Source organism: Pseudomonas sp. P108, from assembly GCF_032613195.1.
Classification (GTDB): Bacteria; Pseudomonadota; Gammaproteobacteria; order Pseudomonadales; family Pseudomonadaceae; genus Aquipseudomonas.
Genome location: NZ_CP126691.1, coordinates 5,469,532 through 5,480,776, shown reverse-complemented (window position 1 = coordinate 5,480,776; position 11,245 = coordinate 5,469,532). Strand labels below are relative to the sequence as shown.

Genomic DNA, 11,245 nt, shown 5'->3' with positions numbered 1-11,245 from the left:
CTCTCCCTCTGGGAGAGGGCTAGGGTGAGGGTTGGCTTTTGGCTGTTTAAATTTGTGTCAAATAACCAGAACCTTCCCACAATGTTTTCAGGTTGTCCGTCGGACGTGCGCTCTCTAGTCTTTGGCTGTCGCCGAAAACTCGGTGATCGGGTGTGAGAGCCCGTAGGAACTGTTAATCCAACACCAGTACCACCATAATTGCCGCCGGCTATTTGCTGCCCTGCAATTTTTATGGCGGCTGTGTGCGGGCGAACTTCGGTTCGGCCGGGCTTGTTCCTACCGGTTTCTCACTCCGCACATAGCTGCCACCACTCCGCCGCGTGAGAAACGGCATGTGTTGGCTTTGATTAGGAACATTCCATGACTAAGCCCGTACCCGATCCACCCATCGAAACAACCCCACTCGAAGACGCCATCCGCGCCGACGACCAGATCAAAACCCGCGAAGCCATCAAGCGCGCCCTCGATTTCTACCTCTGTCCCGAACCGGTCAAACCGCGTCAGCCCAGTACGATGTTCCTCATCCACCCGGACATCGACACCGAAAGCTTGCTGGCCCACGCCTGCGAATCACTGGCTTCAGCCAATGTCATGGCCGCTGATCTGGCTGATCAGCTCAGTCGCCCGCAGCGCAGTACGGCGCTGGCGATCCAGCAGATCGTCATGCTCGCCGAGCTGGCGGTAAACCGGGCGCTGGATCGGGTTGATCCACAAACGTAATCCATCCGAACAGCGCGTCATTGTGCTTCGCGAGCAGGCTCGCTCCTACAAGCGGATCGCAATCCAAATGTAGGTGTGAGCCTGTTTGCGATGGCGATTGGTCTGTGGCCGCTATCTCTGGAAATACTCTCAAGGTTGATAAGTCCCAAAAAGGGACCTATCGTTCCCTTTTTGGGACTCTTTGGCCTTCACAGTGGAAACTATCTCTCTAAGCGAAGCGCTGTTTACCACCACTCAACAAAAAGTGTTGGGTCTGCTGTTCGGTAAGCCTGACCAGACTTTCTATGCCAATGAGATCGCGCGCTGGGCGTGTGTAGGCAAAGGCAGTCTCATGCGTGAACTCGACCGTCTGCAGCGAGCCGGTGTGTTGCGCATGACAAGGGTGGGCAATCAGAACCATTACCAGGCCAATCCCACCTGTCCCATCTATGCCGAACTACTGGGTATCGCCCGCAAGACGTTTGGTATCGCCGAGCCTCTGCGTCAGGCATTGCAGCCATTTACCGAGCAGATCACCTGGGCGTTTGTCTATGGCTCCATCGCCAAGGACACAGCAAACACACTCAGTGACATTGATCTCATGCTGATCGGCGAAGGCCTGCACTACAGTGACGTCATGGAACGGCTCATGCCCATGGAGGAGCAATTGGGTCGTCCCATCAACCCGACGCTTTACACCCCGCAAGACTGGGCGGCGAAACTGGCTGCGCACAACAGCTTTGTCGTGCGGGTGGTGCAGCAGGAAAAAATCGATCTGTTAGGGGCAAACCCTTTGGAGTCCAAGGATGGGCAACAACGAGAGTCTGGAGAATCTTCTACGTAGCAGTGGGCTGAAAGCGGAGCCGCCGGATCGCAAGGAGTGTGAGGGCTTGATGCGCTCGGCCGTGGATCGGCTCAAGGATGCGCAAACTTCAACGTTGTCTTTTTCCAGCCGTTTCGACTTGGCTTATAACGCAGCGCACGCGTTGGCGCTGACGGCGCTCCGATTGAGTGGCTATCGATCGGATAAACGCTATCTGGTCTTTCAGTGTCTGGTGCATACGGCGCATATCAGCAAGGTTCAGGTGCGATTGTTCGCGTTGTGTCATGAGCGGCGCAATCTCGCGGAATACGAAGGGTATATGGATGAGGATGACGCGCTTCTGGCGCAGTTGTTGGAAAGCGCCTCGCAATTGTTGAGTAACGTCCAGCAACGAATGAACTGACATCCGGTACGGCTTGCGATCCTGACTAATCTCTTAAAGATCCGCCTCTATGAGCGGATACAGCTTGTATGGCTCAGGCTGCGCGCGGCCCAAATCTCTCTGGGCCGTCCACTTCGGGAGTGTCTTGAAATGAAGCTGAAAACCGCTCTGCCATCTGTACTCCTCTTGCTTCCACTCACTACGTTTGCAGCGCCGGCCAGTCAATCCGGCGAGATCCGCTTTACCGGGCAAATCGTTGATTCGGGCTGTCAGGTCGGACCGGTCGGGGCGTTGGCGTCTCGTGAGTCTCGCCAGATCGAAATCAAGCCCGGCGTGAAAGTCGATGTCGACACCGATCGCAACGCTTGCAGTCATCAGTCGCTGCCGATTTCCATGCGCTACGAAGCGCTGAAGACCTCGACCGACAAAGGCATCGTTACCATCACTTACCTGTAAACCGTTCGGCGTGCGCTGCAAAATCTTCAGGTGCCGAGTCAAGGCGCACAGGTATACTGCGCGCCTTCGCGGCTCACTGATCGGGCCCGACTTTTTGCTTTCCGGAGCTTTTATGACTTCCCCGACCCTGCCGCCGGTTGACGACGCCGTGAGCGATGTCCCGGCTGAACTGGCCGAAACCAGCGATACCAAAGCCGAAATCCCGGCATTCAAATTTCCGTTCAAGCCGGGCGAGCTGGCCTCTGCCAAAGGCTCGAACCAGCCGTGGTACAAGAACGGCGCCAAGAACGGCCACACCAAGACCCCGGGCATGGCGCCGCCGGGCACCCGTCGTTCGATGGGCAAGCGCTGAGTTTTAATCCCGCCTGCGCTCAACGCGGCGATTGATACTGCCTGTGCCGGACCTTTCGCTGGCTTGCCAGCGATGAGGCCCGGGCGGACGCTAAAGAATCTGGATCAAGCCGCCCGCAGTGAAATAAACGCATACGTCTGCGCCGGCTCCGTCACCACCTGTGCCCCGGCCGCCAACACTTGCCCGGCCACATCATCCCCGGACACATGAAACACCCACTCACTCGGTGCCGTCGTCAGCGGTTGCGCAGTGACCTGATCAATCACTGCTGCAAACGCGCTCATATTCGGCAAATACGCAGTAAACCCGTCACCCTTCAGCGCCGTGGTGCGAATCCCGAGCATCGCGCAAATCGCGTCCTTGATGCCGATGTCATCCCGATCGGCCTGGCGCGAGCGTTGAATCAATTCCACCAGTTCCTGATCCACCAACTCACCGCCGGCAATCAACACCGGCCCCTGTTCCCAGGACTCCGGCGGGCAGTCCTTGGCCGCAGGATTGAGCGGGATATGCGGGTTGATTTCCGCCGGATAAATGCGACATACCAGCGGCCGCCGCTCGTAGATCCGGCACAGCTTGTCTTCGTCAAGATTCCGGCAGGGGCCGACGTTGTACGCGGCAAAGGTGATCGCCACATGGGCGTCTGTCGCGCCGCTGCGAACGACCACCGAACGTCGTTCGGCATGTTCCCGCTGCTGCGCCGGCAAACCCAGGCCATTACCAAGAAAGGCCTCGACCAGCACGATCACCTGACCGCCATCCGCCGCCCACATGCGGGCTTCGGCCAGGGTCAGCGGGACATGGTGATCGGTGCAGCATTTGCCGCAGCCTACGCAGGAAAACGTCGTATTCATTGAGCGATCTGTCTTCAATCAGGGTGTGAAACGGTGGCGGAAAACCACCGCACAGACGCGGATCGAAGCAAGTTATGCGCCACTCACTGGGATTTGGCGCTCGGACGGATCGAGTCCCACTCGGTGACGAAGGCGGTTTTCGACTGTTTGTTGTACAGACACAGTTCGCTGCCTTGCTGGCCTTTCATGTGTTTTTGCGGGTATTGGCCTTGCAGCAGAACGGCGGTATAGCCGACGCGGTCATCGAATTGTGCGGGGGTGCCGACGGGTTTGGCGTTTTTCAGGCCACTGGCTTTGGTGCAACTGGCGAGTACGGTTTTGTCGTAAGCGGCCCAGGCGTCGGGGCTGGAGGCGTGGGCCTGGGAGGTGAGGGCGGTGAGGCAGAGCAGGCTTAAGGTGATGGCTTTCATGGGGGGCATCCTTGGTCGTGGGTGGCCAAGGTTGGAGTCTGCCTGAGTGTTAGAAGTTGCCTGTGCCGGCCCTTTCGCGAGCAGGCTCGCTCCCACAGTTTGAAATGCATTCCAGGGTGGGAGCGAGCCTGCTCGCGAAGACGGTCGATCAGTCCGGCACCAGCTCTCGGCGGACCACATACATCCCGGCACTTTCATACAAGCGCTGCGCCCGCCGGTTGTCTTCCAGCACCTTCAGATCAACAAACCCTTCGCGCCGTTGCTGAAACACCTTGAATGCATTGAACAGCAACGCCCGACCCAGTCCGCGACCCTGCATGCGCGGATGCACCACCAGATTCTTGATATAGGCGCTGGTCCAGCATTGCGCCACGCCGACGACAGCTTCGCCATCGCGGGCAATGAAACACAGCGTCGGATCATATTCAGGATCGGTTTCGAACTGCTGCTGCCAGGCGTCCAGCGCTGGCACCCGGCCGCCGCCTTCGCGAAAACCGAGTTGCATCAAATGATGCACGTCCGCCGCCAGTTCGACGGAGTACGTGCACAGTTCAATGTCTTGTGGCCAAGGTGCATCCGGCGCGTCCTTACCGAGGTCGCGCCGCATCAAAAAACAATACGTCTCGGCCAAGACTCAGTGCCCGTGGGCGGCGACGTGTTTGGCCGCTTCGATCAGGCAGTGGGTCAGTTCCGGCGAGGAGAACTTGGTCAGCACGCCGTTCGCCCCGGCCAGCCGCGCTTTTTCGCTGTTCATCGCGCTGTCGAGCGAGGTGTGCAGCAGCACGTACAGATGGGCGAAGTCCGGCGTTTCACGCAGGGTGCGGGTGAAGGCGTACCCGTCCATCTCGGACATCTCGATGTCGGAAACGATCAGGTTGATCTGCTGCGCCGTGCCTTGCAGGTCGAGCAGGCAGTCGATGGCTTCCTTGGCGCTGCGTGCGGTGTGGCATTGCAGGCCGAGGTTGCGCAGGGTGTGCACCGATTGCTGCAGCGCCACCTGGCTGTCGTCGACCACCAGAATGCGTGCGTTGCCGAGCACATCAGCGTCTTCCATGCTCAGATCGGTCGGGGCCATTTCGATCTGCGCCGGGGCGATGCTGTGGATAACTTTTTCGATATCCAGTACCTGCACCAGCGTGCCGTCCACCGACGTCACGCCGGTGATGTAAGCGCGTGAACCGCCGGAGCCGAATGGCGGTGGTTTGATGTCGGTGGTCAGGCAGTGGACGATTTTGCTCACCGCTTGTACGTGCAGGCCCTGCTTCGAGCGGCTGACGTCGGTAACGATCAGGCAACCGCCGTTCGGATCTTCGAGCGGACGCTCACCGATCGCGCGGCTAAGGTCGATGACCGACAGCGAGGCGCCGCGCAGGGTGGCGATGCCTTTAACGTGCGGGTGCGACTCCGGTAGTTTGGTCAGCGGCGGGCAGGGGATGATTTCACTGACTTTCAGCAGGTTGATCGCCATCAGCTTGCCGCTGCGCAAGGTAAACAGCAGAAGCGAAAGTGAATCTGCGCGGGCTTTGGTGGAGGACATATGAACCTTCTGTGGAAAGGTGGTGGGCGAGGGTGGAAATCGCCAGAAACTATTGATGCCGGGTTATCGGCGTTAAAGGGGTGGGCTTTAGGTTAGTTGTCGGGTTGTGTTTCGATCAAAAGCCAAAGCCCCTCACCCCAGCCCTCTCCCGGAGGGAGAGGGGGCCGACCGAGGTGTCTGGCGTTTTACATCGACCTGAACGAAGGAGTCGATTATGGATTCGGTAAAGCAGTTTCAAGTCGGTGTATTTCTGAAGCATCCACGGGTCAGTCCCCTCTCCCTCTGGGAGAGGGCTAGGGTGAGGGTGTGCTTTTAGCTCTTCATCCCCAACCGTTTGGCCATGCGCCCAAGATTTGCCCGATCCAGCCCCAACTCCCGCGCCGCACGCGCCCAGTTATCCTGATTGCGCTCCAGCGCCGCACTGATCAAACGCCGCTGATACTGCTCGGTCGCACTGCGCAAATCCCCTCTGATCAACGGCATCTCAGCCACGACACCGGCAACCGCTTCAACCGAGTTATCCACAACCTCGCGCGGCAAATCCAGATCCGCCGCGCTCAGACTGAGTATCTTCGGCCGCACCTTGCAGTTGCCCAGCGCTTTCAACGCACTGCGCCCGATCAAGTGCTCAAGCTCGCGCACGTTACCCGGCCAAGTGTAGGCGAGCAGCGCTTCCTGAGCGTCGCTGTTCAGGCGCAGGCTGTTGAGGCCCATGCGCGAGCGGTTCTGTTCGAGGAAAAAACCGCTGAGCAACAACACATCGCGGCCACGATCACGCAGCGCCGGTACGCGTAGCGGGTACACACTCAGGCGATGGTAAAAGTCGGCGCGATAGCGACCGCTGCGCACTTCTTCGGCCAGGTCGCGGTTGGTCGCGGCAATCAGGCGCACATCGACCTGATGCTCCTTGTCCGAGCCCAAACGTTGCAATTGACCGCTCTGCAAGACGCGCAGCAATTTCGCCTGCACGGTCAGCGACAACTCACCGACTTCATCGAGAAACAGTGTGCCGCCATGGGCCAGTTCGAATTTGCCGCGACGGTCACTGGTGGCGCCGGTGAAGGCGCCGCGCACGTGGCCGAACAGTTCGCTTTCTACCAGTGTGTCGGGCAGCGCGGCGCAGTTGAGGCTGATGATCGGTTTGTCGGCGCGCGCTGATGCGGCGTGAATCGCCTGGGCGACCAGCTCTTTGCCGACCCCGGTTTCGCCGGTGATCAACACGGTCAGATCACTGCCGCCGACCAGATTGATTTCTTCTACTAACTTCTTCAGCGCCTTGCTCTGGCCGATCATTTCGCGATTCTGCTGGCCGCTGGCCTGACGATAAACCTCGGCGCGCTGGTGTTCGTCTTCTGCGCGATTGGCCAAGCGTTGAATGCGTTCGGCAGCGTTGACCGTGGCCGAGGCGAGGCTGGCGAAAGCTTGCAAGGCATCGAGTTCGATCGGCTCGAAACGCTCGGGATCGAGGGCGTCGAGGGTGATCAAGCCCCAGAGCTTTTCATCGACGAATAAAGGACAGCCGAGGCAATCGTGAACTTCCAGATGCTCGTCGAGGCCGTCGACCAAACCGTCATAAGGATCAGGCAAGTCGCTGTCGGCGGCGAACCGCGTGGGTCCGGCGCCGCTGAGGAGTATTTCGAAGCGCGGGTGTTCGCTGACCTTGAAGCGCCGGCCGAGGGTGTCGGCGCTTAAACCGTCCACCGCCAGCGGCACCAGCGATTCGCCGTCGAGGCGCAATAACGCCGCCGCATCGCAGGGCAGCAGGGCGCGCATGGCTTCGAGCAAACGTCGATAACGCTCGCCCTCGGGCAATTCGCGGGACAGGTCGGAGACGAGAGGGAGCAGGGCGGTGAGCAGGGATTTGGCGGTCATGGTCTTGTAGTCAAAGAGACAAGATGTAGTCTGGATGACTATAAAGCTCTTTGAGTCTTTATGACTACGATATTCTTAAGTTATTGATTTTTATGGATAAATAAGTTGGCATGGAACCTGATAATTCTAGGGTAACTTTTCAAGAAAGCTCAGGAGTCATGCTTATGCTTAGCGTCCAGGATCGTGCCATCGTCAAATCCACCGTGCCTCTGCTGGAAAGCGGCGGTGAAGCGCTGATCACTCACTTCTACCGCATGATGCTCTCTGAATACCCGGAAGTTCGTCCGCTGTTCAACCAGGCGCACCAGGCCAGCGGTGACCAGCCACGGGCCTTGGCTAACGGCGTATTGATGTATGCGCGGCACATCGATCAGCTCGATCAGTTGGGCGATCTGGTGGCGAAAATCATCAACAAGCACGTCGCCCTGCAGATCCTCCCGGAACACTACCCGATTGTCGGCGCCTGCCTGCTGCGCGCCATTTCCGAAGTGCTCGGCGAAGAGATTGCCACACCGGAAGTGATGAGCGCCTGGGGCGCGGCGTACGGGCAACTGGCGGACATTCTGATCGGTGCCGAAACCGCGATCTACGACCAGAAAGAACAAGCCGTCGGCGGCTGGCGCGGTGCGCGGGAGTTCATCGTCGCGGCCAAGGTCGAGGAGAGCGCGGAAATCATTTCGTTCTACTTCGAACCGGCAGATAAAGGCCCGATCCTCGCGGCCGAGCCGGGCCAGTACATCGGCATGAAGCTGATCCTCGACGGTGAAGAGATTCGCCGCAACTACTCGTTGTCGGCATTGGCGAACAACGGTCAGTACCGCATCAGCGTCAAACGCGAACCGGGTGGCCGGGCGTCCAACCACTTGCACGATCAGCTGCAGGTCGGCGCGAGCATTCAACTGTTCCCGCCATCGGGAGAGTTCACCTTGGCCGCGAGCGACAAACCGTTGGTCTTGATCAGCGGTGGTGTCGGCATCACGCCGACTCTGGCGATGCTTGAAGCGGCGCTGGAAACCGAGCGTCCGGTGCACTTTATTCACTGCGCGCGTAATGGCAGCGTGCATGCGTTCCGTGACTGGATTGATGATCTGGCTGAGCGTCATCCGCAACTCAAGCGGTTTTACTGCTACGCCGAAGATGACGGTGTCAGTCCGGCGGCGGACAAGGTCGGGATGCTCGATCAGGCACTGCTTGGCGAATGGTTGCCGCAGCAGCGTGATGTCGATGCTTACTTCCTTGGGCCGAAGGGTTTCATGGGCGCGATCAAACGGCATTTGAAAGCGTTGGGTGTGCCGGAAAAGCAGAGCCGTTATGAGTTCTTCGGGCCGGCTTCGGCTTTGGAATAATCCAGAACCGAGTCACCTTCATTCGCGAGCAAGCTCGCTCCCACAGGATCTTTGTTTGACGCAGATCCAATGTGGGAGCGAGCTTGCTCGCGAAGGCCGTTATGCGGTCTGAATTTGTTAAACATGATCCAAGGTTAATGGTTCCTTAACCGCTTTATCGTTTATTCCCCCGGTGTAGACTTGCGACAACCTTCAGCCGCGAGCCGGTTGAACCATGGACATATAAGGGAAACGCGATGAGCGAGGAAACGATTCGGTTGGGCCGTGAGCGGCGCTTTCTGGTGCTGCTGGGCATCATCTGCCTGGCACTGATCGGCGGTGCGCTGTACATGCAGATCGTGCTCGGCGAAGCACCGTGCCCACTGTGCATTTTGCAGCGCTATGCGTTGCTGTTGATCGCGCTGTTTGCGTTTATCGGCGCGGCCATGCGGACCAAGCGCAGCGTTACCGTGTTCGAAGCGCTGGTGGTGATTTGTGCGATTGCCGGGGCGGCTGTGGCCGGGCATCACGTGTACACCCAGTTCTATCCGGCGGTGAGCTGCGGCATCGATGTGCTGCAGCCGATTGTCGATGATCTGCCGCTGGCGAAGATCTTCCCGCTGGGCTTCCAGGTCGACGGTTTCTGCTCGACGCCGTACCCGCCGATCCTCGGTCTGTCGCTGGCGCAATGGGCATTGCTGGCGTTCGTGCTGGTGGTGATCCTGGTACCGCTGCTGACCTCGCGTAACCGAAAAGCACTGCGCTGAGTCAACTATTCGGCTGTCTGGCCGATACAGAAAACGCCCCGATTTGCGGATCAGCCAATCGGGGCGTTTTGCATTTCAGAGTGTTTGTGAAAACACCGTGACGGACGGCAAGGCAGGGTGCGGCAGGTGTGCGACATGTTGTCACACGCGCCGTGTCGCAGGGCTCCTCAGCGACGCGGAATCGGCCGTTGTTACAAAAAAGGATTGGTCTGATTCGGGGTTTTTCGGCTTTAGCACGCGAGTGCCAGAGCAGGCAGTTTTAACAAGCGCTGGCAGATGGCCAAAAGCCTTGGGTTATCGGGCTTTGCGCTGTTCCAGCGTTCGGAAAAAGCCTTCAGAGCTGTCTGAACTGACGCGGGTACACCTACATTTTTTGGTGTTTTAGTTGAGAATTGATTTCGATAAGATGCGGAACTTTTGCAAAAATGGCGATGGATTGTTGCTCGAACGGATAAAAATTATTTCGGGATAAGACATGGTGTATAGGGCGCTACCTATCTACAATCGCCCGCACTGAATTCCCGGCACTGTTCAGCCTTTATTAAGGAGGCGAGCAGGAAGTCGGGTGTCGAGTGAGTCGAAAGGCTTTCAAGACACCCAGGTGTCGGTGCCTTCCAACTTTCCGCACCAAATGGAATTGGTCTGTAACAAGGCCTTTGACCACGAATTCGAATAAGAACTGACCGCTGTCCCAGGTTTTGTCGAGCGTCTGACGCGCGACGGGCGGCCCTTATTCAATCCAAAGAAAATGCCAACCCTTGGCAGGGTGAAGTGTTGGCGATCAAAACCCAACTGCATTGCGCAAGCTGCTTTAGAGGTCGTGAGATGAGTAAAAACAGGTACCCCAGATTACTAGGCCTAGTGCCGCTGCTCGGCACGTTGTTGCTGGGAGGCTGCAACATGACCTTGCTCAATCCAACGGGCCAGGTTGGCCTGGAACAGCGAAACCTGATCATCACCGCGACCCTGCTGATGCTGTTGGTCGTCGTGCCGGTTATCGTCATGACCTTCCTGTTCGCCTGGAAGTACCGCGCGTCGAACAAGAACGCCGTCTACACCCCGAAATGGTCGCACTCGACCAAAATCGAAGTGGCAGTCTGGACCATCCCGGTCCTGATCATCATTGCCCTGGGTTACATCACCTACATTTCGACCCACGAACTGGACCCGTATCGTCCGATCCAGTCCGACGTCAAGCCTGTGACCATCGAAGTGGTCGCGCTGGACTGGAAGTGGCTGTTCATCTACCCGGAACAAGGCATTGCCACGGTCAACAAGATCGTGTTCCCGGCGCACACGCCAATCAACTTCAAGATCACCTCTGACGCTGTGATGAACTCGTTCTTCATCCCGGGTCTGGGCGGCCAGATCTACGCGATGGCGGGCATGCAGACCAAGCTGCACCTGATCGCTGACCGTAACGCTGAAATGGACGGTATTTCCGCCAACTACAGCGGCGCGGGTTTCACCGGTATGAAATTCAAGGCTATCTCCACCACTCAGGAAGATTTCGACGCCTGGGTAAGTGAAGTCAAGAAGTCACCTAAACAGCTTGATCAAGCTGAATACGCGGCCCTTGCCAAACCGAGCCAGAACAACCCAGTCGAGCTCTACTCCTCGGTCACGCCGAACCAGTTCCAGATCATCGTCGACAAGTACGAAGGTATGAAGCCGGGCAAGCCGCTGAAGCACGAGAAGAAAGAGAAAGAAGTGGCGGCCACGGAAATTGACTCGAGTTCGCATTCAGCTGCCGGGGCAGAGGAGTAAA

Annotated in this window: 13 protein-coding genes; 8 read left to right on the top strand and 5 right to left on the bottom strand. The window is 58.1% G+C overall.

The window, feature by feature from the left end; genetic code table 11:
* The first annotated feature begins 360 nt into the window (after positions 1-360).
* From QOM10_RS24070 to QOM10_RS24050, 5 genes are all read left to right on the top strand, one after another.
* On the top strand, positions 361-720 hold the full coding sequence (locus tag QOM10_RS24070; RefSeq protein ID WP_316917069.1) for a DUF6124 family protein: 360 nt from the start codon (positions 361-363) through the stop codon (positions 718-720).
* Between the two features lie 193 nt (positions 721-913).
* Positions 914-1,543 carry a nucleotidyltransferase domain-containing protein gene (locus QOM10_RS24065; protein ID WP_150750468.1) on the top strand — a complete coding sequence of 210 codons (630 nt, stop codon included), beginning with the start codon at positions 914-916 and terminating at the stop codon, positions 1,541-1,543.
* Positions 1,506-1,925, top strand: a complete 420-nt coding sequence (locus QOM10_RS24060) for a hypothetical protein (protein WP_316917068.1) — start codon at positions 1,506-1,508, stop codon at positions 1,923-1,925. The genes QOM10_RS24065 and QOM10_RS24060 overlap by 38 nt, the downstream gene beginning before the upstream one ends.
* A 129-nt stretch (positions 1,926-2,054) precedes the next feature.
* On the top strand, positions 2,055-2,360 hold the full coding sequence (locus QOM10_RS24055; protein WP_127929696.1) for a type 1 fimbrial protein: 306 nt from the start codon (positions 2,055-2,057) through the stop codon (positions 2,358-2,360).
* Between the two features lie 112 nt (positions 2,361-2,472).
* Entirely contained in the window at positions 2,473-2,712 is a 240-nt protein-coding gene (locus QOM10_RS24050; protein WP_034156076.1) for a hypothetical protein, read from the top strand.
* Between the two features lie 104 nt (positions 2,713-2,816).
* Here QOM10_RS24050 and QOM10_RS24045 read toward each other — a convergent pair whose 3' ends face one another.
* The 5 genes from QOM10_RS24045 to norR form a co-directional block, all read right to left on the bottom strand.
* On the bottom strand, positions 2,817-3,566 hold the full coding sequence (locus QOM10_RS24045; protein ID WP_127929695.1) for a YkgJ family cysteine cluster protein: 750 nt from the start codon (positions 3,564-3,566) through the stop codon (positions 2,817-2,819).
* Positions 3,567-3,649: 83 nt separating this feature from the next.
* Positions 3,650-3,976 (bottom strand): hypothetical protein, encoded by a 327-nt coding sequence (locus tag QOM10_RS24040; RefSeq protein ID WP_127929694.1) that lies wholly within the window; start codon positions 3,974-3,976, stop codon positions 3,650-3,652.
* A 148-nt stretch (positions 3,977-4,124) separates the two neighbouring features.
* A complete protein-coding gene (locus QOM10_RS24035; RefSeq protein ID WP_316917067.1) occupies positions 4,125-4,583 on the bottom strand; it encodes a GNAT family N-acetyltransferase in 459 nt (152 codons plus the stop codon).
* 27 nt (positions 4,584-4,610) lie between these two features.
* Positions 4,611-5,513, bottom strand: coding sequence for a chemotaxis protein CheV (locus QOM10_RS24030; RefSeq protein ID WP_007916955.1), 903 nt, complete (start codon positions 5,511-5,513; stop codon positions 4,611-4,613).
* A 312-nt stretch (positions 5,514-5,825) separates the two neighbouring features.
* Positions 5,826-7,385, bottom strand: a complete 1,560-nt coding sequence (gene norR / locus QOM10_RS24025; protein WP_316917066.1) for a nitric oxide reductase transcriptional regulator NorR — start codon at positions 7,383-7,385, stop codon at positions 5,826-5,828.
* 164 nt (positions 7,386-7,549) lie between these two features.
* On the opposite strand from norR, the gene hmpA reads away from it, so the two are divergent.
* The 3 genes from hmpA (at position 7,550) to cyoA (ending at position 11,244) form a co-directional block, all read left to right on the top strand.
* Positions 7,550-8,731, top strand: a complete 1,182-nt coding sequence (hmpA, locus tag QOM10_RS24020) for an NO-inducible flavohemoprotein (RefSeq protein WP_150750462.1) — start codon at positions 7,550-7,552, stop codon at positions 8,729-8,731.
* A gap of 236 nt (positions 8,732-8,967) precedes the next feature.
* On the top strand, positions 8,968-9,477 hold the full coding sequence (locus tag QOM10_RS24015; RefSeq protein WP_316917065.1) for a disulfide bond formation protein B: 510 nt from the start codon (positions 8,968-8,970) through the stop codon (positions 9,475-9,477).
* A gap of 825 nt (positions 9,478-10,302) precedes the next feature.
* Positions 10,303-11,244, top strand: a complete 942-nt coding sequence (gene cyoA / locus QOM10_RS24010) for a ubiquinol oxidase subunit II (protein ID WP_007916947.1) — start codon at positions 10,303-10,305, stop codon at positions 11,242-11,244.
* Position 11,245: the final 1 nt, after the last annotated feature.

What these genes read in the sequence shown, in the direction of transcription:
- QOM10_RS24040 (WP_127929694.1), bottom strand. Translation starts at nt 3,976, where the DNA reads ATGAAAGCCATCACCTTAAGCCTGCTCTGCCTCACCGCCCTCACCTCC.
- QOM10_RS24055 (WP_127929696.1), top strand. Translation starts at nt 2,055, where the DNA reads ATGAAGCTGAAAACCGCTCTGCCATCTGTACTCCTCTTGCTTCCACTC.
- QOM10_RS24050 (WP_034156076.1), top strand. Translation starts at nt 2,473, where the DNA reads ATGACTTCCCCGACCCTGCCGCCGGTTGACGACGCCGTGAGCGATGTC.
- hmpA (WP_150750462.1), top strand. Translation starts at nt 7,550, where the DNA reads ATGCTTAGCGTCCAGGATCGTGCCATCGTCAAATCCACCGTGCCTCTG.
- norR (WP_316917066.1), bottom strand. Translation starts at nt 7,385, where the DNA reads ATGACCGCCAAATCCCTGCTCACCGCCCTGCTCCCTCTCGTCTCCGAC.
- QOM10_RS24035 (WP_316917067.1), bottom strand. Translation starts at nt 4,583, where the DNA reads ATGCGGCGCGACCTCGGTAAGGACGCGCCGGATGCACCTTGGCCACAA.
- QOM10_RS24060 (WP_316917068.1), top strand. Translation starts at nt 1,506, where the DNA reads ATGGGCAACAACGAGAGTCTGGAGAATCTTCTACGTAGCAGTGGGCTG.
- QOM10_RS24015 (WP_316917065.1), top strand. Translation starts at nt 8,968, where the DNA reads ATGAGCGAGGAAACGATTCGGTTGGGCCGTGAGCGGCGCTTTCTGGTG.
- QOM10_RS24070 (WP_316917069.1), top strand. Translation starts at nt 361, where the DNA reads ATGACTAAGCCCGTACCCGATCCACCCATCGAAACAACCCCACTCGAA.
- QOM10_RS24045 (WP_127929695.1), bottom strand. Translation starts at nt 3,566, where the DNA reads ATGAATACGACGTTTTCCTGCGTAGGCTGCGGCAAATGCTGCACCGAT.
- cyoA (WP_007916947.1), top strand. Translation starts at nt 10,303, where the DNA reads ATGAGTAAAAACAGGTACCCCAGATTACTAGGCCTAGTGCCGCTGCTC.
- QOM10_RS24030 (WP_007916955.1), bottom strand. Translation starts at nt 5,513, where the DNA reads ATGTCCTCCACCAAAGCCCGCGCAGATTCACTTTCGCTTCTGCTGTTT.